At 58.0% G+C, this 22004-nt stretch carries 17 protein-coding genes; 8 read left to right on the top strand and 9 right to left on the bottom strand.

The window, feature by feature from the left end; all coding sequences use genetic code 11:
- The first annotated feature begins 242 nt into the window (after positions 1 to 242).
- Together Q2M23_RS22075 and Q2M23_RS22070 are read left to right on the top strand one after the other, a co-directional pair.
- On the top strand, positions 243 to 1070 hold the full coding sequence (locus Q2M23_RS22075; protein ID WP_316397025.1) for a transcriptional regulator: 828 nt from the start codon (positions 243 to 245) through the stop codon (positions 1068 to 1070).
- A complete protein-coding gene (locus Q2M23_RS22070; protein ID WP_316397024.1) occupies positions 1067 to 2050 on the top strand; it encodes a nucleotidyl transferase AbiEii/AbiGii toxin family protein in 984 nt (327 codons plus the stop codon). Before Q2M23_RS22075 ends, Q2M23_RS22070 begins: the two co-directional genes overlap by 4 nt.
- Positions 2051 to 2203: 153 nt before the next feature.
- Here the strand turns inward: Q2M23_RS22070 and Q2M23_RS22065 are convergent, their stop codons facing one another.
- The gene (locus Q2M23_RS22065; RefSeq protein WP_316397023.1) at positions 2204 to 2359 is read right to left on the bottom strand and encodes a hypothetical protein; all 156 of its coding nucleotides are present in this window, start codon (positions 2357 to 2359) and stop codon (positions 2204 to 2206) included.
- A gap of 157 nt (positions 2360 to 2516) precedes the next feature.
- On the opposite strand from Q2M23_RS22065, the gene Q2M23_RS22060 reads away from it, so the two are divergent.
- On the top strand, positions 2517 to 4046 hold the full coding sequence (locus Q2M23_RS22060) for a hypothetical protein (RefSeq protein WP_316397022.1): 1530 nt from the start codon (positions 2517 to 2519) through the stop codon (positions 4044 to 4046).
- A 148-nt stretch (positions 4047 to 4194) separates the two neighbouring features.
- Here the strand turns inward: Q2M23_RS22060 and Q2M23_RS22055 are convergent, their stop codons facing one another.
- The gene (locus Q2M23_RS22055) at positions 4195 to 5091 is read right to left on the bottom strand and encodes a LysR family transcriptional regulator (protein ID WP_316397021.1); all 897 of its coding nucleotides are present in this window, start codon (positions 5089 to 5091) and stop codon (positions 4195 to 4197) included.
- 710 nt (positions 5092 to 5801) lie between these two features.
- Here Q2M23_RS22055 and Q2M23_RS22050 point away from each other — a divergent pair.
- The 4 genes from Q2M23_RS22050 (at position 5802) to nolL (ending at position 12710) form a co-directional block, all read left to right on the top strand.
- The gene (locus tag Q2M23_RS22050) at positions 5802 to 7100 is read left to right on the top strand and encodes a glycoside hydrolase family 28 protein (protein ID WP_316397020.1); all 1299 of its coding nucleotides are present in this window, start codon (positions 5802 to 5804) and stop codon (positions 7098 to 7100) included.
- A gap of 251 nt (positions 7101 to 7351) precedes the next feature.
- Positions 7352 to 8338, top strand: coding sequence for a pectinesterase family protein (locus Q2M23_RS22045; protein WP_316397019.1), 987 nt, complete (start codon positions 7352 to 7354; stop codon positions 8336 to 8338).
- A gap of 345 nt (positions 8339 to 8683) precedes the next feature.
- On the top strand, positions 8684 to 10939 hold the full coding sequence (locus Q2M23_RS22040) for a hypothetical protein (RefSeq protein ID WP_316397018.1): 2256 nt from the start codon (positions 8684 to 8686) through the stop codon (positions 10937 to 10939).
- A gap of 652 nt (positions 10940 to 11591) precedes the next feature.
- Entirely contained in the window at positions 11592 to 12710 is a 1119-nt protein-coding gene (nolL, locus tag Q2M23_RS22035; protein ID WP_316397080.1) for a nodulation factor fucose acetyltransferase NolL, read from the top strand.
- 140 nt (positions 12711 to 12850) lie between these two features.
- Here nolL and Q2M23_RS22030 read toward each other — a convergent pair whose 3' ends face one another.
- Positions 12851 to 13957, bottom strand: a complete 1107-nt coding sequence (locus Q2M23_RS22030) for a carbohydrate porin (protein ID WP_316397017.1) — start codon at positions 13955 to 13957, stop codon at positions 12851 to 12853.
- A 1393-nt stretch (positions 13958 to 15350) separates the two neighbouring features.
- On the opposite strand from Q2M23_RS22030, the gene Q2M23_RS22025 reads away from it, so the two are divergent.
- Positions 15351 to 15788, top strand: a complete 438-nt coding sequence (locus tag Q2M23_RS22025; RefSeq protein WP_316397016.1) for a hypothetical protein — start codon at positions 15351 to 15353, stop codon at positions 15786 to 15788.
- A gap of 54 nt (positions 15789 to 15842) precedes the next feature.
- On the opposite strand, the gene Q2M23_RS22020 is transcribed toward Q2M23_RS22025, so the two are convergent.
- The 6 genes from Q2M23_RS22020 to Q2M23_RS21995 all read right to left on the bottom strand — a co-directional run bounded on the left by Q2M23_RS22020 (position 15843) and on the right by Q2M23_RS21995 (position 21808).
- Positions 15843 to 16307: a nucleotidyl transferase AbiEii/AbiGii toxin family protein gene (locus Q2M23_RS22020; RefSeq protein WP_316397015.1), complete on the bottom strand. Its 465-nt coding sequence runs from the start codon at positions 16305 to 16307 to the stop codon at positions 15843 to 15845.
- Positions 16300 to 16728 carry a nucleotidyl transferase AbiEii/AbiGii toxin family protein gene (locus Q2M23_RS22015; RefSeq protein WP_316397014.1) on the bottom strand — a complete coding sequence of 143 codons (429 nt, stop codon included), beginning with the start codon at positions 16726 to 16728 and terminating at the stop codon, positions 16300 to 16302. The genes Q2M23_RS22020 and Q2M23_RS22015 overlap by 8 nt, the downstream gene beginning before the upstream one ends.
- Positions 16721 to 17365 carry a type IV toxin-antitoxin system AbiEi family antitoxin domain-containing protein gene (locus Q2M23_RS22010; protein WP_316397013.1) on the bottom strand — a complete coding sequence of 215 codons (645 nt, stop codon included), beginning with the start codon at positions 17363 to 17365 and terminating at the stop codon, positions 16721 to 16723. The genes Q2M23_RS22015 and Q2M23_RS22010 overlap by 8 nt, the downstream gene beginning before the upstream one ends.
- Before the next feature lie 438 nt (positions 17366 to 17803).
- The gene (hemN, locus tag Q2M23_RS22005; protein ID WP_092083560.1) at positions 17804 to 19138 is read right to left on the bottom strand and encodes an oxygen-independent coproporphyrinogen III oxidase; all 1335 of its coding nucleotides are present in this window, start codon (positions 19136 to 19138) and stop codon (positions 17804 to 17806) included.
- Between the two features lie 861 nt (positions 19139 to 19999).
- Positions 20000 to 20578, bottom strand: a complete 579-nt coding sequence (locus tag Q2M23_RS22000; protein WP_316397079.1) for a sulfite exporter TauE/SafE family protein — start codon at positions 20576 to 20578, stop codon at positions 20000 to 20002.
- Positions 20579 to 21487: 909 nt separating this feature from the next.
- The gene (locus tag Q2M23_RS21995; RefSeq protein ID WP_316397012.1) at positions 21488 to 21808 is read right to left on the bottom strand and encodes a hypothetical protein; all 321 of its coding nucleotides are present in this window, start codon (positions 21806 to 21808) and stop codon (positions 21488 to 21490) included.
- Positions 21809 to 22004 lie beyond the last annotated feature (196 nt).

Below are 22004 nucleotides of genomic sequence, written 5' to 3'. Positions count from 1 at the left end.
GGGGCTGGCGAGTTTGGGGGAGCATGACGACACCGCCCCTGAGCCGGCGCAAAGCTGACCATCCCGACCTCGTGCGGATCGGGAACAGCGCCGGCCAGGTTCGCCTTCGCTGGGAGGTCCGGCTCGGCGTTCGTATTCGTTGTAGAATTTAGGGTATTATATACCCTAGATAGTGCATTTAAATTCGGAGTTCCTTGCATAGTGTGAGATTTAGGGTATAATATACCCTAAGGAGCGCACCGATGGTGGGACCGAAAGGGAAGGTTGAAAGATTTCTATCCTCACATCCGGTTTTCACCCGGACCGAGTTCCGCGAAACCGTATCTCCCGGCCAACCGCTCTCGTCGTCCGACTCCTTGCTTAAGTACCACGCCGCCTCCGGACGAATACGCCACGTCGCGCCCGGTGTGTATGCTTTCGTCCCGCCGCACCTGAATCCAGCAAACTTCCATCCCGACCGGATTCTGGTTGCATCGCGCATACGCGCCGATGGTGTCGTCGCGTACCACACCGCACTCGAATTGCACGGCCTCGCCTATTCGGAAAGCTCTCTGACCCAACTCCTCAGCGGAGGTCGCCCGGGCGAGATAAAAACGCTGGTTGGTCCCGTTAGGTTCGTCGCGCAACCCGCCTCGCTGCGCCGTCGTTCCGAGGAAATGTCTGGCACGATTAAGATGGATCGCCGCGGTCTCGACGTCATCGCGACCGGCGTCGAGCGAACGCTCGTCGACTGCATTGATCGCCCCGACCTGACCGGCGGCGTCGAGGAACTCGCAAACGCGCTCCAGAGCGTCAAGGCGATCGACGTTGGCAAATTCGCGAAGTTCGCGCTCGCTCGCGACAACCAGACGCTCGTCGGCGTCTGCGGTGCCTGGCTTGAGAGTCGGAAAGACGATCTTTTCGTTGACGAGCAGGTACTAGACGAACTGAAGCGTGCGGCCCCGCCGGCACCACGGCCCGCGCTGGGAAGCGACGCCCAAGGCCATGCAATGGAAGGCTGGAACGTCGTCCTCCCTTCGGATTTCCTCAACCCGTCCTTCGAAGGGATGTCACCGGAGATAATGCCGTGATCTCGGTCGAACGCCTCGAAAAGATTGCCACCGAGGTCTCGTTCCAACCGGCCTCGGTCGAGCGCGTCATCCGGTTGATTGACGTGCTCCACCAGATCGCGAACGACCGCGAGCTCGGGAAGCTACTCGCACTCAAAGGGGGCACCGCGCTCAACCTGTTCTATCTCGCACTCGACCGGCTTTCCGTCGACATCGATCTGAACTACGTCGGCGACGCGGACAGAGAAGTCATGCTGCGGGATTCCAAGATCATCAACACGCGCCTTCCCGCGCTCCTGCAGAGCAAGGGTTACGAAATCGGCCGTGATCCTTCCGGTGAACACGCCGGCGGCAAATGGCGCTTCAGGTACGTCTCGGCCTATCACCGGCCCGGCACGCTGGAAGTGGACGTGAATTATCTCTTCCGGACGCCGTTCTTCGGCTGGGACAGAATGAATTCCGCAAAGCTTGGCGACTACGAAGCGAAGAATGTCGGCGTGGTCGACCTCCACGAAATCGCCGCCGGGAAGATCGTCGCCCTGGTGGCCCGGAGGGCATCGCGCGATCTGTACGACGCCTGGAGGCTACTGCAGAGCGATAAGATCGATTGGGCGCAAGTTAAGGTCGGAGCGCTTGCGATCGGCGCCGCCTCCAGAGATCTGGATTGGCGCACGGTGTCGCTGAAGGACTACAAATACGATCTCAACGACCTGAACAACAAGCTGCTGTCCGTGGTGAAGAACAGCATGTTCGATGCGGAGGGCGGCGCGAAGAAATGGTGCGACCGGATCTTAGCGGAATGTCAAGAAAGGCTGGCGCCGCTCTTCAGGCACAATGACAGAGAGCTGGCCTTCCTCGATGCGCTCTACGACCGCGGAAGCATCGAAGTCGATACGCTTCCTGTAAACGACGATGTGAAAAAACGCATCGAAGCCTTTCCTGCACTCCGGTGGAAAGCGCAACATGTCGCGCAGCACTTGGGCCGGAAGCCCGCCATCTGACAAATCGAGACACGAAGGTCACGTAAAGCCAGCAGCCTGTCCACTGTGCGATAGAGGACACCCAACCCGGTCTCCGATGACAGTTCCTGACCGGTCTGGTCCGAGGAAGTGCAAGCGGATGCCGACGTCGTGTAGGGGCTGCCGAGGAAGACCTCACCGCGCCCCTGCCAGGCAAGGGATCCATTTCCAAGCGGACGACCGGGTTGCAGGCTGGGAAAATCGGCTCTGGATGCCGCGGTGCTGAAACGCCTGAAAAAACGTAACACTCGCAACGATCTCCGGCATCAGGCTGGTCAGTTTGGTCGCCATGTTGTCTGCACTCCTGATCGCGGCCATTGCTACAATTGCGGCGACCAACGATAGAGCGGGCGACGAATGCCACTTGGCACAAACCTCCGCTTCGTCAGGTTCTCGAAAGCTTGTCCGATTAGACGCGAGCTTAAGTGACTGTGGACGTGAGGCAAGCGTGGACCCGCACGATCGTGACCTATCCAGTCTGGCAGCGTCTTCGCCGGTACAACAAGACGTCTCGGGAGATCTGCGGCCGGAACAAGAGGCCTTTGAACGGCAATTGCAAGCGGCGGGATCGGCCGTGACGGCGATGCTCGATCGGCGGCCCGGCCGTAAACCTCCTCCCAACGTGTCTATCGAGGATCGCGACTATATTTACACGGTGGTCAAGGGCACTGCCAAACGCCGGAACCTCTCATCGGAGACGGCTGAGAAATATACCCAAATGCTCTACAAGGCCGCGAATTATCTCGGGGAGCGCGGCCAGTCGCTCAAAGGGAGTGATGATGTTGTCTTGAGCCAGCTCTCCGGTTCGGTCTTCAAGACGAACAAGCATGTGGGTATTGCGTTGCGGGCCCTTCAAGAACATCGTGGCGGTTCATCTGCTACCAGACGTGCCCCGGACGCCCCAGATGGTTCGATTGTTACCGGGCGCATACCTACTGCTTCGACCGAGGCTGACAGGCCGCTCATTGAAGGCATCATAGCGGATGGCATCAAGAGCAAGCATTGGGCTTCGACCACTGTCCAGCACCATGATACGATTCTTCGAAAGTTGTCGAACAGCCTTGGTACCCGGGACATGACGCTTGCTGGGACCAGTGATAGTGCGCTGTTCGATTACGTTCAGGAAGCTTTCCCGAAAAATTGGAAAAGAATGACTGCTTCGCTGAGTGCACTTCGTGAATATCGTGAGGCGAATGCCTCAGGAGCTTCGGGGCAGGGATCTTCAGCGGCAACCGGGCTTCAACAGCCTGGGGGTGAGGCTGGTGCGTCGCCGACATTAGATGTCGTTCCAGAGGAGCTTCGTCACTGGCTGGATGATGAAGCGGACGAGCCGCTTGTCACTGCGGACAATCCAGAGCTTTTGCGGCGGCAACAGGAGCTTCGCCAGGTGATTGGAGATCAACAGTCTCCGCTGTCGGTTTCTGGCGATCCGGGCGAGTTGAATCCCGATCCTGAGGACTTCACTGGCCGCCCGGCGAAGCTCAGGCGACTGCTGAATGATGAATCAACGCACTCGCCGTTGTCCGCAAGCCGAGAGGAACGTCAAGGATTGCATCAGGAGATTCAGGATCGTCGCGACGATCAAATCACCAGCCCGCCCATCTTCATCGATCCATGGGAGTTCACTTTCGATCCGAAGCAGTTTCCTCCTGGCGAGCTTCGACGACTGCTGGAGGACGAACCGATCACGTCAGGGGCGGATCAGGTCAGCCGCCAATTGCCCCCTGTCCAGCTGAACTTAGAGGAGGTTATCTACGAACAGTTCCCTCCAGGGGAGCTTCGGCAACTGCTGGATGATGAACCCGCGCAATTGGAGGCGGATCCGCTGGACAGCCAAGTGGTCGCCTCTATCGATCGAGGGGATTTCGCTTTCGATCCGGAGCCGTTTCCCTCATTGGAATTTCAACGCTTGCTCCGTGACGAACCTGCCGATTTGGAGGCTGATGATGTGCTGCGCCGGTTGCCAACCGATAGCTAGAGCACGATGAGAGCATGCTGCGGCCGGCGACGTGTCAAGCAAACTATGTCAATGGAATCCGACAAGTTGTCCGTGTGTATTGGGAACGATGGTCGATTCCGACCTGAGGCCGATCCGTGGCCGGGATCTCTAGCGATCGACGAAGTTGTTACCGAACGAGTATACTGGGTTGATACTGTTGGTCGTCGAATATTCGCTTCACCCTCTGCACAAGCTTGGCCGCAACTTCCTTTCGTAGCCCCGGCCTTGCACAAATGACAGCCCTGAGATCAGGCAATGCTGGTAAGTAGTATTCTGGCGATTGAACTAAATCGTCCGGCACGCAGAACGTAGGCAATGCAGTCAAGCCCAGGCCAACGCGCACGGCTGACAGTCTCACCAAATGGTCGGTGGTGTGAAGAACAATCCTGTAAGCTGATCCCATCCTGTCCAGCAGACCGATCATCCAATCGTGGTCAGGAAGCGTTACGATCGGAATAGGAGTGCCCGGACGGAGAACGAATTCGCGCGAGCGAACCCAGGTGGCCGGGAATGCCCGTTGTTCAAGGACAGTTTTTGAAAGATCGGAATCCACGTCCGTAGCGAAAATGCAGCCTACGTCTATGTAGCCATCGATCAAGCCCTTGCGGATCGTGCTGGAATGATCCGCGCAAATAAAGAGATCCGAAAAGTCATCGCTGCCGGCGCGCTCCAAAAGTCTTTGAGCAAGGAAATTGCTGAGACCGACGCGATGTACGGTCGCGTTGCCATGACCGGCGAGCCTGAGCATCTGATCGTTGGCCTCGAGTATTATGCGGGCCTGTCGGAGGACGAGTTCACCAAGGCTGGTGACGGTCGTGCCGTTGGGCGTTTTAACAAACAGTTGCCCGCCAATCAGTCCCTGCAATCGTTTTACTTGAGCGGTCACCGCAGGCTGACTAAGCCCGAGTTTGCTTGCGGCTTTGGTCAAGCTGCCCGTCTCGGAAATGGCTACAACAGTACGAATTGACTCGATTGGAAGGTTTAGGCTCGTAGCATTATTCCGCACAGAATCACGAACTTGCATTGGTTCTATCATCGTAGTCGCAATATCACACCGCAGCCAAAGCGCTATCCAAAATTCGGCTAGTGCGGCTAGCGATGCAAAAGATCATCTGTACAAAGCGTACACACCTCAGGGGCGGTCGCCACACGGCAACGTGTCGTTTCAGCTCCGCTCAGCGGTTGGCATTGGCTCGGTTTGTCGCACCTGAAGGCAACTTCTCTCTGAGCTGCTCGCTCTGAATCATTGATAGTTATTTGACCCGGCATCCAGTTCATTGATGTCGATCACACTGCGCGCAATAGACGGCCTTGTGTTCCGGGTCCTAGCGACGGTGATTGCCTGAAATTATCTCCTTTCGAGGTGTTGCCGACAACGCTGTTCGATCTCGGACAAATGCAGTGCCAGGGCGGATATTCGTTCATGAGCATAGCCATTGAGCGGCCTGATTTGCTTCGCGTTCCGTTCAGGGACCTGAGTTCTCTGGAGCTCACTGCGCCGCCTCCCTTGGTTTATTATTGGCCTCGCTCACGAAGCGACACCTGACATGGTGCTTCGACTCTGCCTCGGTGCGTCAAGAGCGTGCAGTCTTGCTGACATAGTGAGGCCCATGCTCTCCTTTGCGGTCTTATAAATGTCATCTTGCGCGGGCCAGTGAGAGCAAGCGGCTGGCCGATCGGCCGGCGCTCAACCCAGGTCAGACAATCACGCGAAGAGGCAAAGAGACGAGGTCGATGACAAAGCTTTTTCGTGAATGGGTCCTATTGTCCACCGTCGCCTTCATGGTTCTCTGCTCCGTAGCAGAAGCGCAAGATCGCCGCACTGTCACTGAGCCTGTTGCACCTCGCACGGTCTGTGACCGCCCGGTGCCGTCCGGCAAGAACGACACGGTCAGGCTGCAAGATGCCATCGACAATTGCCCCGCCGGGGCTGCGGTTTATCTGGGGCGTGGCGAGTTCCGGTCGGGCTCGCTCGAGATGAAATCGGGCGTGACCTTATGGATCGGACGCGGTGCAACGCTTTTCGCGATCCCCGAACCGGCTGCTTACGACAAGGGCCGCGGACAGTGTGGTCGCATCGGGGCTAAGGGCGACGGTTGCCGGCCCTTCATTAGTTTCTCCAAGACACGCGGCGGCGGCATCTATGGCGACGGCATCATCGATGGCCAGGGCGGTGCACCCATGGTCGGCAATGCTGAATCCTGGTGGCAACTGGCCCGCCGCGCGCAAGCCGAAGGTGGCAACCAAAACGCCCCGCGTTTGATCCAGATCGATCATGCGCAGGACATCACGGTGTCTGGCGTCACCTTGCGCAATGCGCCCAATTTTCATGTCGCGATGAACCGGGTCGAAGGTGCCACGTTCTGGGGCCTCACGATCGATGCACCGGCCGATGCCCGCAATACCGACGGCATCGACCCCGGCGCCAGCCAGGATGTGACCATCACCCGCAGCTTCATCCGCACCGGTGACGATAACGTGGCCATCAAGGCCGGCGACAATGGCCCCACCCGCCACATCTCCGTGACTGACAATTATTTCGGCTGGGGGCACGGGATGTCGATCGGCAGCGAAGTGAATTCCGGTGCCAGCGACATCCTGGTGCGCAACCTGACCCTGGACGGAACGACATCTGGACTGCGCATCAAGAGCGATGTCAGTCGCGGCGGCCTGGTCGAGCGAGTGACTTATGAGAACGTATGTCTGCGGGGTAACCGATGGCCGGTCGCGTTCGACACGAAATACGATCCACGTGCCCAAGGCATGAGAATTCCGGTCTATCGCCAGATTGTTCTGCGCCATGTGCATGGCGAAAATGGTGAGCTGCTGATGCGTGGAGTCGACGATAGGCACGCCCTTGATGTGGCGCTCGAGGATGTTCGGTTTGCCGACACCGCGACCTGGCAGCTCGAGCATGCCAATGTGACGGCCGATCATTCTGACGTGTCGCCGCCTCTGCCCGGGCGAGCCACAGGACAGCTGTCGCGCGGATGGGAGGGATGTGCCAGAGCATTCCGCGACCGTATTGAGTAAGTGCATGCCGAACCTTTAGGCCGGTCAGATCCCCCTTTGATGCGGCTTTGAGTTCCTGGAATAAAAGGCTACGACGCTGACGCCTCATGGCGGACGACCGACGGGGTTTAGCGCGGTCGGACATTTCCGTTAGTCGCGCGCGAGTTCCGGATCGGTGAGGAAACGTATTGACCAGACTCAGCTGCCGTATCGCCGCGGCACTTTGTACCGACTGCATGGAGCGTGCAGCGCGCCAATAAGAGTGAGATCACATGCGAGTTTCTGTGCTGTTCGCTGCGGTTCTGGCCGGATATGTCTGCATCTCGACGGCCCATGCTCAGCCACTTTTTGTCTCGCGTGCCGAGAGGGCGGCCTATCACTCCGTTCAAGCAGCCATCGACGCATTACCGGCCCAAGGCGGGGATATCCAAATCGCGCCCGGCATTTACCGCGAGAAGGTCAAGGTCTCTAAATCTGGTGTTCATATTAGGGGCTCCGGCAAGAGGCCGGATGATACGGTCATTGTATATGGCGACGGGGCGATCAATGTCGGAGGAACCGCTCATTCTGCGACGCTGGACGCCTCCGGTGATGATTTCCGGCTCGATAATCTAACGATCCAAAACGACTACGCGCTCAATCCGGCCAATTCATCTTCGCAGGCGGTGGCGCTGTCGGTTACCGGAGACAGGGACGTTATCACCCGCGTCCGCCTGCTCGGCGCCCAGGACACCCTGTTCGCCAGCAAGGGGCCGAACGGCCGAATGTCGCGGCAATACTTCGGGAGCTGCTACATCGAGGGGCATGTCGATTTCATATTTGGCGATGCCAAGGCCTATTTCCGGCAGTGTGAGTTACACGGCTTGGCCAATCAAGCGGTCGTGTATACCGCACAGAGCAAAGGCGCGCTGGACGAGGACAGCGCCTATGTTTTCGACCATTGCAGGCTGACCGCCGATCCCGCCGCGGGCTATGTTGCGCTTGGCCGGCCTTGGCGCCCCTACGCTACAGTGATTTTCCTGTCGACGAAGATGGATGCACCGGTCATGGCGGAAGGCTGGCGCGAATGGACTCCAGGCCAAACCAATAAACTGAGGACCACCAACTATGCCGAATACAAATCTTCCGGCATCGGGGCCAATCCCGCAGGCCGGGAGCCTCACTCTCATCAACTGACGGATAGCGAAGCCGCGAAATGGTCGCTCGGCGCGTTCTTCGGAGATGCCACAGATTGGCTGTCCGGCGTACCACCAAGATAGGACATAAAGACACGTTCTCGAAGAAGGCGTTTTGACGCCATGACGCCGTCCCAGCATGGACGACGGCGACGTAAGCTTTTGTTGGATTCGAGCGGACTATCCGCGGCGGCTGAACAGCAGGCAGGCTGCGATGCCACAGCAGGCAGGTTTTATGTTGCATCTTTCAGAAGAGCTTACGCGTACGCGAGCGCGACTGCTTGGGGCGAGACCTTGATCCCGTCAGCTTTTCGAAAGCTTGCGGCCGCACAATCGCGGATCTGATTGTCGCCGAAACTCCTGCCGCCTGACCGGAGTTCGAACTTCGGCCGGCTTGTGCAGGACCTCTACCATTGGAAGGAAAGCAGGATGGATCCAGTCGACCCATTCTTCGATTCAGGAGCCTGGATGGAGCAGTACGCCGCCCAACAGGAGAGGGCAGGGCAACGAAGGGGCAACGCAAGTCAGCAAGGTAACTTTGAGCGGCAGATGGCGGATTTGCAGCTCGATTCGTCTGACGCGAGCTATGTACCCTCAGCTTCACAAGATCGGGCGCCTGGAGGAGGCGGTCGGGCGGTCCGGCGGGACGATTTCGGCGGCTCGATGCGGATGCCGCCGCATGCCGCTCTTAGGGACAGCGCGCTCGGCGGGACTCGCCGCAGCGTCGACATTCCCCGTATTCAACTCGGAGCCTCGGCGCAACTGCCGCAGTTCAGTCTGCAGGATGATCTGTTCACCAGTGCGCGCTACTCTATGCCGGACTCGGAGCCCGCGGCTCAGGCCAAGAGTGGCAAAAGCCGTGGACTATGGTCGCGCTTCAAGTCGGGAGTGGGCAAAGCCTTCGGGGGGAGCAGCAGCGAAAAGTCGTCGCGTGAGGAGACGCAGCCTGAGGTCTTCTCAACGAAATTTCGAGTGGATCATGCCAGGCAGCCGGGCCGGGCTCGCGGAGGGCCAGTCCCTGCGGCGGACGAGACGCTCATAACGGATTTCAGAAACAGAGCGGCCGGCAACCTGAGCGGTGGCACCATCAAGAATGCGGCAGCCGATCTGCGCCATTTGAGCGCGCGCCTGAGTGCGAACGGCAGGCCATCGATTGCCGATCGAATTCGCCGCGAATTGGAAAACGCGCAACTGGAAAATCCGGAGGTGGAAAACTATCAGCTGGAAGCTGAGCTTGATGCAGATGTGGAGACGTATGCAAATGACCGCGGCAGGCGCATCAAGGCGGCCTTGAAAAAGCTCCGGGAGGTCGGTGCCGGAAACACCTTGTTCGCCGACATCCGCCGTCTGGAACCTTATCCTGCGGACGCAACACTCATCCGCATGTGGGCGGCAGCGGAAAGGGCGACAGGCAGGGTCGAGCCGGAGACAGCCGATCGTCAGGCGCGTCGCCTTTCGAGGTTGAGTGACTGGCTGCGATCGCACCACAGGCCCGCGATGGCTGACCGGCTCTTCACCCCAGAGCTCGCACAGGATGTCGAGGCGTACAAGCAAGAAACCCAGGACAGCAAAATCAACCCCGATTTGCTCAGGCTTGGGCGCTACCAGCAAATCCTTGAGGCGAACAGGGCGCTCGGATTGGATCCTGAGGACGGTGGGCAGCTTGCTGGCGAAGGCGCTGCACACGCGCACTTGCCGCAGGAACTGCCGGCGACGCCTGCCACGCCGAGCGCAGGAGCTTGGGATTGGCTCGGCGAGCAGATCCACGGACCGAGCTCATCACTGCCGGCGCCGTACCACATTTCGCAGGCCGGTCCCTCGCAGCAGCGTCCCTTAATGCCAGCCTCCCCCGGCGGTGCTGCGTGGGATTGGACGAGCGAGCAGGCCCACGGACCAGCCTCATCGGCGCCTCGCTGGGCTCCACAGCCGGATCTACCGCTCGGGCTTCCTGCAACTCCAGCCAGCTTGAGCCAAGGCGCTTGGGATTGGCTCGGGCAACATATGCAGGAAGGTGGGTCACCGTCGTCCGTCAGGCCTCGGTCGTCAAACATCTACAGCGGTCTCGATCCCCTGATTGATCTGGATCCGCCTACACCGCATGACTTGCGTGACGATGCACGTTCAGTGCCGGCGCCTGAATTTGGCGGAACGCCCTCGTTCGCTGGACCCTCAGGGGCCGTGCAGGGACTGCGGGACATTGGGGCCATCGTTGGGCCGGACTGGCGCCACGGCTCCCAGGCGGCTGAAGACGTCTTGGTTGACGTCCTGGGCAACATCAATCTGCTGCCAAACCAGTTCGGGCCAAGTCAGTTTATGATCAACGATGAGCGCTACTCGGCCACGTTCGGACCAGGAGGGCGCGGGGATGTCCGCCTGATCCATCACCCGCGCGCAAGCCAGCTAAATCAACTCGGGCCATCGGAACCGCTCCATCAGCCCCCGCAGATGGTCGGAGCCAGTCAGCCTCGTGAAGGTGCGGTGGATCTTGGGTATCTGATCCGCGGCGGATGGGAGCATCGCGAACGGTTCCTTCCGCCCTACCTTGTGCGCGTCCTCGAGGGCCAGCGCATCATGCCGGAGGCCGGACGCCCGACCTATTTCGACATCCGCGGCGTGCCTTACAGGGGCGAGTTGGTCGAAAGCGAGGGGCGCCGGCGCGTTCGCATTCATCCTGGGCTTGGCTGAGGGACGTAGGTCGGCTGCAATCTCGGGCCTAGGCGGCTCCGCGCGCGCGTTCAACAGCACGGCCCTGGAGGAGATTGTATCATTCGAAGTGGGGAAGGGGCTGGCCAGAGCAGTCCAGCCGCCCCTTTTCAATATCAAGCTCGGAGGATTTTGTGCTCCATCTCTCAGGTCTCAGGCTTTCACAAATCGCCCGCCAATCAATCCGTCGCTAATAAGCGCACCAGTTCGAACTTATTCGTGCTCGAGCGCCCACAGCTCGGAGTGCAGACGATCGCAAGCGCAAAAAGAATGTGGGGGAGTTCGCCAACAATTCCGTGATGGCAAAGCCGAACTTCGCTGAGAGACGTTGACATCCTTCATGCCCGGGCCAGGCGTTTGCCGCAATTGAGGGGCCTTGCAGTGCGTTGCAATCACCTCTTTCGCTCGACACCCGAGTAAGGTGACCGCTCGCTCCGGAGAGCCGATAGTAGTGAGGTGGACTTAAATCGGCAAACTCTTGTATAGCTCGCTCCCTCTTTTTTATACCGATCACCCACCTGCATATAATTGAACATTGGCATTCAGCCAGCTATCCGAGCGCAGCCTCTAGGTGGCAATTGCCTCCACGACCATCGCTTGGATCGAACTCCCTGGAGCAAAGCCGCAGCAGCCAATGATTGATGCATCGCTAAATGTAACCCGATCGGCTGTGCCTGGTACGCCAGAGGAAAACGATCGCGATCTTGCCTTGGATTTCGCCAAGGGAGTGCTGATCGTGTTGGTGATCGTCGGTCACCTGATCCAATACATCCTTTACCGAGGTGAAGGCTTCTGGGATTCGCTATGCTTCAAATGGATCTACATGTTCCACATGCCTCTCTTTATGGCGATAAGTGGATACCTCTCTTGCCGCGCGCTGTTGCGAAAGTCGTTGACGCAATCCGTCGGCGATCGGGCGACGCAGCTCTTGCTGCCCATGCTGTTTTGGTACGCTCTCCTGGAGATAGCAAAGGTTTCCGTGCTTCCCGGCGCACCTGACGCAACAGGCGAGATTCTGTTGTTTCTAAATGATGTCGCCGGCGCATACTGGTTTATCTGGGCAGCGTTCGTTTGTTTTCTTCTCGTAAAAATTCTTTCGATCTTTGATCGCTGCTCGCCCTGGATCCTATTCGTATCAGTCGTACTGGTCGTGCTTGCGCCTCTGACATTCTCCATATTTCCTCTCATAAAGTACACTTACCCGTTCTTCTGTCTTGGCTTCTCAGTTGCGCAATCGAGAGACTGGTGGGCGAGCATAACGCGATCTTACAGGCCGCTCTGGATCGTGACTCTGTCCATAGTGGCGCTGGTATGTTTTCTAGCCTGGCGCAAAGACACTTACGTCTACAACAATCTCGCCCTGGTCCAAGATATGCAGTCGGCGAAGAATGTGCTTCTGATGTTCTTCGGCTCTGCAGCGGCTTCGGCGCTCATGATTGAGTTCTTCCTCCAATGCTGGAGATTTGGCCGCTCAAACCCGGTGGTCCGCTTTATCGCCGTGGAAATAGGACAGAGCACACTAGTGCTGTACTTGATTCAGGGGACGGTATTTCGTCTCATGGATTCGATGCAGTACGCAGAACCGTCGGATCTCACAACCAAGTTGGCTGAGGCGGGACTTCTTGGCGGAGCGATTGTTCTGGTCTCGCTAATGGTGCGCCGGACAGTGCGCGACATTCCCTGTCTGTCTCAGTTCATTCTAGGAACTTCATCCCGCGCCCTCGCGGGTCAGGCCGCGCGCAAGCAAAGCTAGCCGACGTCTGGTCACGAGGCTCTTTAGTCGTTGGAGAGCCGACCTTCGGGTCGCTCCTCGCGACCTCCAGCCGGTGCGGTGACAGAAACAGCATTTTGACGAATCAGGTTGGGCGCCGAATTAGTGGCTTCCTCGACGAACTAGAAGAATATCAGCGTCGACACCAACAGATCTAACGCGTGCTCTGTTTGGGCCGTATGTGTGATGCTTGTCGGATTATGGATGTATGACAGTCCAAGGGTTGCATATATCCCTGGAGCGAGATGCGCGATGTATGTTCCTGTAATTGCAGTTGTATCGCGATGCGCAAGCTGTCCTTTCGCCAAGGCCGCATCCACTGCAACCTTGCTCCAGGCGGTGTTGCTCGCGACGAGACTAATCAGATCAGTAGGTCGGCTATCAAAAGGCCCCTTCGCATAAAGACGAAGCTCGTAATACCGGCTGATCCTGTTGAGATCAGGCGGAGCTCCCATGATCGAAAATCCGCCATAGATGCCGCGAGATGGCGTCCCCTCAACGTCACTCTGCCAGAGCTGCCGGTCAGCGGCGATGTAATGAAAGCTATTCCCGCTCTGCCTTTGTTGATCCGGATCTGCCAAATTCTTGTAATGGCCGCTGTTGAAACCAACGCCCGCCCGCAGCCACGTGTCAGGTACGCCGGGAGCGGCCTTGCTCTTGTAGCCAAGTTCATCAACGAAAAGAATACCTGTATTGGCCGTGCTCCAGTTCAGGCCGGTCGGATTCTCTGTTATCTCGGCATAAGGACCGTCTGGACTGATGGAGCGCTGCATGGAGACTTTGTTGTACAGGTGATCATCAAGATTGTACTTCAGGTTGACGGCGGGAGTCGGTGCGGCGTTGGTGCTCATTCCTGCTTGGAACAAGGCAAACATATTTGATCCTGAAACGCCTGCGAACAACGTGCCGGTGAACTCATTCGCATTTCGGAGATAGCCAAGTTTGAGTTCGAACTTCCTGTCGAGGAAGGTTTGATAATATGCGAGTGTATTCAATCCCACTCGATCCGGCCCCGGGCGCTTCCAAGTCCAGTATTGCTGCTCGGCACCCACGACAATCTGGCCATCGGGAATGCCAAGCCGGCTGAGATCATAGGTGACGATCAGGAAGTTCGCCGTAGCAAACGTCGGATTCTGCCCCATGTAGAGCTGGTTCGCGATGCTGGTTCTCGCCGCATTCGGCAGCTGGTTATTTGCAAAGATGTTATGCGTCCAGAAGTCGGAGGCCAAGCGGTCTTAGGAAGACAACTATAACACTCAACTCCTTGGCTCACAGAACGACATGGCTACGATCCGACTTCGGGTATGTTGAGCCAGATCCCTTTTTCTCGGAAAGTATCGAAGCGTGCGAAGGGATCGATCCTTTTTTGCGTTCGTGTCTGGGCGCCTCGATCGGAGCTGCCGCGCTTGATGAGAGGCAGGTTGGGAGCTGATGCCAGCGCCGAGGCACGAAGTTGAACTGGCTCATTGACCGCGCCGACCGGGAGCTTTGTGGCCATGTCGTGGGCTGTCGGCGTTCTCCTCCTGGTAACTTGTGCCGCAGGGTTGCTTTTGGCATCAGGCTCGTCGGCAGTTTGTGCCAAGACAGGCATGCCAACCAGACAAGCCGCGAGCGAAAGTGCGGCGGTAAGGCGCCGCCGCGTCTCGCTTGATCGCAAGCTGCAGGCAAGTGCGGCCGTAGCCAAAGATGTTTGAGGCGTCGTCGCCGCAATAAAGCAATCACCCACAGTGTACTTCGTGTCCTCTCTTGCGAGCCATGAACAGATTGAAAACCGGCCTCAATGGCCAGAGCGGCGTCCAAGCGCTGGCCTCTGAGGCGCGGCACGACGCCGTACGGGCAGGAGGTTCGTAATCCCGGCGAGGTCACCTCTAATCTGTGCCCGCGAAAATCTTGTCTCAACGTCCATGATTGAGCCCTGGAGATCGGAGGGATCCGGTTTCGAGCTACTTTGGTGGCTGTGGGCAAACTGTTGGTGAGTCCGCCCGCTCCGTCGGCGCGGAAAATTTGGGATGCATTCCGAGTTCCTAGACCTGTGACGCACGGCGTTGGTGGGCCACGCTTGCCATGTGTCCGTCGTCTCCATCAACCTGCCAGAATTGGTAGTTGGCCATGTCCAACGCTTCCCGCTCCAATGGCGAGGTAGCTTGGGCGCCGGTTGGTGCGCCTTGAGCAGCGGTCGGCCGTGAAGTTGCCGGTCTCGGCAGCACGGAAAGGCGAGAGGCAGACCTTGAAGGGAAATAGCGGTCGGTTCACATCAACGGCCGGCAGGGTAAGAAAACCTGCAAGGTTCTCTTGAATGATGCGAAAATGCTGCACCATAACCGTGAAGACGAGAACTATTTCTTACCGCTGGCCCTATGATGCAGGAACCCGCGTCATCTGTTCGCTTTGCCTGGGACAAGATGAGCCGCTTCATCGGAGCAGCGAGTTTGCGAAGAATGACGTTGTCGGCGGCCGCGCTTTGCTGGGAGTCGTGACTTCAGCCATCTCTCGCGTCAAGGAAACAAGCCCGTCGAAACGGGGATAGTCGGGTAGGGGACAATGGAGATGATTGATTAGGCGGCCGCTTCGGATTTGCGGCCGCTATTATACGGCACGTCAAAACGCATTCGCTGGGGTTTGATGTTTCTGGTTGTCCTCGTCGGCTTGTGTTCAGCAGCAGCCCATTTTGGAGGGAGCCTCGCAAGGGTTGTCGAGACGCCGCCAGCCGGGTTCGCCGATTCGGCGGCGGGCCTATCACCGGAGGACAGGACATCCCTGACCGAGATACGTTGGGCGCAGCAGAAGGCGAGCGAGGATATTGCGGAACTCAGCCGCCTCATCGATGCTCAGCGGAAGGATCTTAAAGGGATCTTAGATCGCATCACGGTGCTGAATTCGCGGATTGATTCCTTGCAGATTCCAGCACCTGTCGCTTCCGATCCCTCCGTTATTTCTTCGTCGCCGGCACAAGCTGCTTCGAGTCCGGCCAAGAAGCGCGTCGAGAGGTCCAAACCACAGGGGCCTGTTTCCGTCGGAGGTGCGCCAGTGATCGCTGGACAGAAGACGGGCGAGCCTTGACGCCTCGAGTTGCTGCGCGGAGCCAGCCACGTTTGGCGGCGGTGGGCTGCCCAGTCACGCTGATCCTGTCTTACCGAGCGAGCGTGCCGCCGACGCGTGAGGCATCAGGAATGCGGATAGGTCCTTGACCACGTCAGCGAGCGTGCCGGGTCGAAAAGCAACGTCTTCAACGAATGAATTCCACTGCTGAATTTTCGTTGGGTCTTCCGCAAACGCAGTTGTCAGCGCATCCGGAGCACTTGAGGGAATGTCAGTCTTCCGTCGAGCGAAAGTCGCGGCGATGGCTCGTGGGAGTTTGCCGTCCTTGAATTCGAAGTTGCGCGATAAAACCAAGACGTCATACAAGTCTTTCATGCGGCTATTGGCCCGACCCAACATAACCAACGCCTGAAATTTCTCGGCGATAACCGTTTCGCGGGCGTAGGCCCGGAGATGTGGCGCCGGGAAGTCCAAGGGAACGGGCAGATCCATTTCCTGAAGACCCGGCTCAACGGAGTCGCCAAAGGCGATATCAATCACGATCCGAATTTTGGCGGTTTCGATCGACGTTGGCTGTAATGCGCAGCCCGCCGCATTCGGTTTCTTCACGGATACGGTGGACCTTTACGCTGTTCGATTCAAAGACAACGCCATCATTAAGGGAGACCATGCAGATCTCCTGGAAGATGCGGACCATATCCTCTTGATCGTCTTTGCCAGTGGCCAGAAAGTCCAGGTCTCTTGTCGGGCGTAGCGGATCTTCGAACCACTTCGTAAGCAGCATCGCTCCTTTCAGAATGAAACGGTCGCGGTGCTTGGTTTGACTCAGGCGATAAAGGAGTCGCTCGAGAACGTAATTGTTGAGCAGCAGATCGAATGGCTGACGACGCTCCTTTGAGAGGTTGAGCAACCGCGTCCGAACCGACGCGCCCATGTTCTTGAGTGTTGGCTTCTTAGGCATTGGTCGTCATAGCCTCGAGATACGGCTGAACGACCTTCCAGGTACCAGCTTCATTTGCGTACCGGGCGATCTCGGCAGGGGTCGCTTGGCGCTGTCGCAGGGCTTCTCTGAGGCCCTCGAGCGCGAGATTGAGGCCGGGACTCTTTCGATACCGCTTTCCGGCGCTCCGGCGATAACGAAATAGGTCGACTACTGTTTTGGCAGGATTGTAGACGCGTACCCGTACGCCTTCGATCTTGTGCTCTGTAATGCCAGAGGTCAGAACCTTCTCTCCGAAACGCACAAATTGGATGGGCGGGATATCGGTTCGCGGCAGCCGATCCTTTGAGCCGATGGCCATCCAAACGAGCGATGGAATCGTATCAGTCAGTCCGTGAAACGCCAGCGCAGAGGTGAGGCAGATAACGCCTCTTGGGACGAGCTTGGCGGCCTCAGCCAGGACATGATGGGTGTCGAACGAGGCGTCTGGAAGCTGGTACAGTCCCCTGCTGAGCTGAAGGACGAGTCCCTTCTCCTTCATTCGGGATACGGTTGCCGCCGTAATGCCCGCCTTCTTAAATTCAGAAAGGCGAAGCATCCCCTGCTTCTTCAGTAGGGTTATGGCGCGATCCTGCTGGGTCTTAGGGAAGGATAGCATGCTAGCATTGTGATACAAAATGTCGAATTTGTCAGTATTTTATCCGACGATTGGTATCGTAAACTAATCGCATTGTTCGCGCCTGCGGACCTTGGAGGCGCGAGCGGCTGATCTTCCCGCGGGCACGACTACACCTCAACCTGGCAACAAAGAAACGGTGCCGCATTAGTCGGCGTGCGACTAAGTTTTCTCAATATCTCCGAGCCCAGGGCAAAGATGCCTTAGACGCGGATCTTAAAGTTCCACCAGCTGCCGTGGCGGCGCCAAGTACCTGTCGAGAGTTCGATTAGTCAGCAGATTCCCTTTATTTCGATCCGCATCTCTCGGTATTTGAACCGAATTTAAATCTTCCCTTTAAGCGTCTGCCTGCAGCGCTTCTTCCGATCACTCGTTCGCGAGGAGCGCCACGCTTTGGATCTGCTCACATGCATGGCTTTGCTAATAGGGTGTGCGGTCGAGATGAGCATCGAATGCGGCAGCCACAGCGCGGATGACAAAACGGTGCTCCTGCTTGACGCGGATGAAACCGTCCTGGATCTCCACTATCCCGTCCTCAGTGAGCATTTCCAAGCGATCAGCTGAATCAAGAAAAGCGATCGGATCAAATCCGTGGGCGGCACACAGTGCCGGCACGTCGGCCTGCAAATCGCACATCAAGCGCTCGATGATTGCAGCCCGCAGCCGATCTTCCTCAGTGAGACAGTATCCTTTCGACATAGGCAGACGACCTGCTCTGATGTGCTGGTTATAGGAAGCAGTCACGACCTCGTTCTGGACGTAGCCGTCACGGAGACGCCCGATGGCTGACGGACCAAAGCCGATCACAGTTTTACAGGTATCGGCCGAATAGCCCAACGAGTTGCGGCGCAGCCGACCAGCTTTCTGGGCCAGCACTAGCTCGTCGTCCGGCAAGGCGAAATGGTCGAGCCCGATTTGGTGGTAGCCGGCGGAGACCAGCGTATCTGCCACGGCCGCGGCTTGCTCGGCTCGAGCAATATTGTCAGGCAGCGCCGCCTCATTGATCTGGCGCTGACGTTTCATATAGGAGGGAACGTGGGCGTAGCCGAAAACCGCGAGCCGGTCGGGCCGCATGGCCACAGCCGTCCTCGCCGAGTCCACGCAGGACTGCACCGTCTGATGCGGCAGTCCGAAGAGCAGGTCGAAGTTGATGCGGCTTATTCCATGCTGGCGAAGGCTTTCGACTGCAGAAGCCGCCTGGGCCTCGCTTTGGAGCCGATTGACCGCCTTTTGGACCACGGGGTCAAAGCTTTGCACGCCGATGCTCGCGCGGTTCACGCCGGCCGCCCCCAAGGCTTCCGCCATCTCTGTCGTGAACGCGCGCGGGTCGATTTCGATGGCGATGGCAGCCGACTTACTGAAGGCAAAATAGCGACGTAGGAGTTCCATCAGAGCTAGAAAATCGACCGGCGCAATGCTGGTCGGTGTTCCGCCGCCGAAATGCACGTCGCGGACGGGCAGGGCGCGCGGCAATCGGTCTGCAACCAAACGAATCTCCTCCCGTAGCGCCGCCAAATAATTGCGAATCGGCCGCTCGCTGCGAATAAGGCTCGTGGGAAAGCCGCAGTACCAGCAGATCGATTGGCAGAAAGGGACATGGAGATAGAGCGATACGGGTTCATCCGGCGGCAGCCGTCTCAACCAAGTCTCACAAGTCTCGGCGCCGATGGTCGTGGAGAAATCCGGTACAGTTGGATAGACGGTGTACCAAGGCAGGCGAGCATCGCAATACTTGTTCAGGAGTGCGGTCTGCAAGGCTTCGTTCCCGTGCTCATACAGGTCTGAAGCTGAACCATGCGCTCTGCTGTGTCTTTGCGTTATGTCAACTCGCTCAAACTTGGTCGCGACATCTCGATCACGTTCTCGATATCATTGCCAACTTATCAGGGACCGAGGTTGGCGTGAGAGACATGCACGTTTGGATGCTCGTGCGAAGGATGAACTTCTCACATGCACATGGCCGATAGCCGCTAGTTCGACCAACCTGCGCGCAGGAACTTCGCAGGGACCATTCAGTGCAGTCGATGGGCCGAGCGGCTTGTCGCTCCTCTTCCCCGCCAGGGGGCACCTCTCGGATGAAATGCCGCGAGCAGGATGCGTCCGGCTGGCGATGCCATGGACAGTAAGTTGCTGTTGGATGGCGCCGACAAGTGCGAGATCATAGAACTTGACGCTACGTGAGATTCAAGTCCTTTGGAGCCGCGCATGAAACCATTTTAGACGCCACGTCAAAAGAATGGATGGGCCTCAATTCCGCCACGCTGGTTGTCTCATTGCCGCGAGCATCGTCACGGATGTACTGATGATGTTGGGGCGGGCCCGGCGCACTTCCAAGCCCGGCAAGTGCGTCGGGGCGCCTTGGTTCGGAGGCGTCCCGTCGCCGAGTACAAGCGGCTCTCCACAACCCGGTTTCGTGCGCTGGCGACCGCGAAGGCGAGCCCGGCTGGCTTCCTCACACCTGGACACTACGTCCTACATATTTGCGCTGTGCTTCTGCACTTTCATTTCGATTGTTTTTTGCGATCGCTTTAGCAGCTATCGATTCTTCGAGAGAGCCGCGCAATTGCATCAGTTGAATCTCGACCTGACCGCTGTGAAAACTAAGACGTGAGAGTTTCAAGCGCGAACCAATTGGATGCCAGCGATGAGCAGAACCGCCACGAGGATGAACCTTACGGTTGTCTGGCTCATCCATTTCAGGCCGATAACTGTTCCTGCCGCGGCACCCGCCAGTACGGCGATTGCATAAAGCCCGAAAGCCGACGCCGGAAATTGGCCGGTGAAAAGAACTCCGACGAAGCCGAGAGCGGAGTTAGCCAGGATAAAAGGCGGCGACAGCGCGGCGGTCTGCTTAGGTGATGCCCAATTCAGTGCGATGAGCGTCGGAGCAAGAAACGCTCCGCCGCCTACGCCTGTCAGCCCGGAAACGAGGCCGACGACTGCTCCAATGCTCAAGGTTCCCCAGAGCGGAGTTTCGCAACCGCGTTCGGCGGTGCGTCCGTGCCGAACGATCATCACGGCGCCTGCCAGAAGAAGGACAAACCCGGTTAGCGTCTTGTAAATGTGTTCCCCGAGCACCACGAGACCCCCGGCAAGCGCCGTTGGCATCGATGAAAGCAGAAGCGGACGCAGCATTATCCAGTCAACAACTTTGTTGCGGTTGAAAACCCACGTAGAATATGTCGCGACACACAATGTTGAGACCAAGCGCCGTTGGGCGCATCTCTGTCGATGGCAGACCAGCAAAAGCCATCAGCGCCAGGAATGCAGTACCCCCGCCTGACCAACGGTCGTATAGAGCAGTGAGATGATAGCCAGAAGCAGAGAAAACATCTCACCGATCTCGGCGAAGCTCTTCGCCTTGGTTGCGACGGCCCCGCCAGGGCGAGGCGCAATTGTTTTTCCTGTCGGGACGTTTGCATTGCATTCCGAGTTTTAGCCGGAGTGCGCGCAACCGGACCTATAGTCAGTCACGATTGCCATGTGGCGATCGTCTCAATCAATCGTTAAGCCTTGTAGTTGACTGGGTAGCGCGAGACCTTGGTAGTTGCCGGTCGACGGACAAGGCCTTGTCGGACGGGCAATGCTCTCGATCGTTCTTGACGTCAACCGTTGCATTCCGAGCCGCTGCACCTGCCAGGTTGTCATCTGACCTGCTTTTCCGTCATCTCTGATCGGCCACCCGCCGTGTTTTTAACCGGAATGTTGACGCTGCGCTGCGCGCATTGACGGGTTGAAGCCAAGAGCGTCTCGGAGCGGCTGCCGTGAGAGCTATATTTTCCTTGATCGAGGTCAACTGGCGCCGGGGCTCGCGCAAATGGTCCGTCGGATGTCCTCCCGATGTCATGATTGCTTCAATGCGCGATAAGGAGAGCCGCCCACCCTTTCAAGTCATTGATTCCGCGGTCGGTTTCTGAAAACCAAATGTTGGTATGGCACTTGCTGGTCCCACCCCAGGTCCTCTCCCGCCTTTGGAGATGCGCATGCAAAGTGTCCGCTGCGTCAAGCAGCTCTCGTGGCTTCGCGTATCTCCCGTTGCGCCCCTGACGCGGTTGCTATTTGTCCCTTCGATCTATTCGCGCCGACCCTGCGCGACCAAGCCTCTCAGAGGCCGTCGGCTGATGCTAGCAAATTTTCTTTTGCGACGGCTGCTGCGTGCTGCTCATCGCCCGCACCCTCGACGTTGTGGACGGGCGAAGGACCAGCCAAGGAAAAGCGATGCCGACTTGCAAGAAGGGGAAGAAAAATAATGCCGTTGTCTTCTGCGTCGGCGAGCAGTGCATCGACGGTGACGCCACGCAGGTCGAAGCGAGCACCCGCGAGCGGGCTTGCGTGCTCTAGCTCACTTGGCTCGCGAAGTTCAGCATCCAGGGTCTGCGCGCGCTCGCGCTCAAGCCGTAGCGAAGCTTCACTCGAGCTGGACATCGCTCTTGCACAATTGAATCTGATCTATGCTGACGTCGCAGCGGGCCGGCCTGGGTGGCTCGTACCGCCGACTGAATCGTTAGGAGAGCCGCCTGACCGCCTTTAAGCCGTAGCGCGCGCACGCCCGCCAAACCAGAGCTCTTACTTTCCGTCCCTGGCGGCATCAGTAGGTCAATTGTGCATCGCGAACGCGGAC

Origin of the sequence: Bradyrhizobium sp. 33ap4 (genome assembly GCF_032654765.1) — a bacterium.
Classification (GTDB): domain Bacteria; phylum Pseudomonadota; class Alphaproteobacteria; order Rhizobiales; family Xanthobacteraceae; genus Bradyrhizobium; species Bradyrhizobium australafricanum.
The sequence above is the reverse complement of the archived record's forward strand: the minus strand, read 5'-3'. Positions and strand labels throughout refer to the sequence as shown.

Bases quoted from the DNA above. Each gene is read 5' to 3' on its own strand.
- Q2M23_RS22040 (WP_316397018.1), top strand. From the start codon at position 8,684: ATGGATCCAGTCGACCCATTCTTCGATTCAGGAGCCTGGATGGAGCAG.
- Q2M23_RS22015 (WP_316397014.1), bottom strand. From the start codon at position 16,728: ATGCCTAAGAAGCCAACACTCAAGAACATGGGCGCGTCGGTTCGGACG.
- Q2M23_RS22010 (WP_316397013.1), bottom strand. From the start codon at position 17,365: ATGCTATCCTTCCCTAAGACCCAGCAGGATCGCGCCATAACCCTACTG.
- Q2M23_RS22075 (WP_316397025.1), top strand. From the start codon at position 243: ATGGTGGGACCGAAAGGGAAGGTTGAAAGATTTCTATCCTCACATCCG.
- Q2M23_RS22025 (WP_316397016.1), top strand. From the start codon at position 15,351: ATGTTTCTGGTTGTCCTCGTCGGCTTGTGTTCAGCAGCAGCCCATTTT.
- Q2M23_RS22055 (WP_316397021.1), bottom strand. From the start codon at position 5,091: ATGCAAGTTCGTGATTCTGTGCGGAATAATGCTACGAGCCTAAACCTT.
- nolL (WP_316397080.1), top strand. From the start codon at position 11,592: ATGATTGATGCATCGCTAAATGTAACCCGATCGGCTGTGCCTGGTACG.
- Q2M23_RS22045 (WP_316397019.1), top strand. From the start codon at position 7,352: ATGCGAGTTTCTGTGCTGTTCGCTGCGGTTCTGGCCGGATATGTCTGC.
- Q2M23_RS22065 (WP_316397023.1), bottom strand. From the start codon at position 2,359: ATGGCGACCAAACTGACCAGCCTGATGCCGGAGATCGTTGCGAGTGTT.
- Q2M23_RS22050 (WP_316397020.1), top strand. From the start codon at position 5,802: ATGACAAAGCTTTTTCGTGAATGGGTCCTATTGTCCACCGTCGCCTTC.
- Q2M23_RS21995 (WP_316397012.1), bottom strand. From the start codon at position 21,808: ATGTCCAGCTCGAGTGAAGCTTCGCTACGGCTTGAGCGCGAGCGCGCG.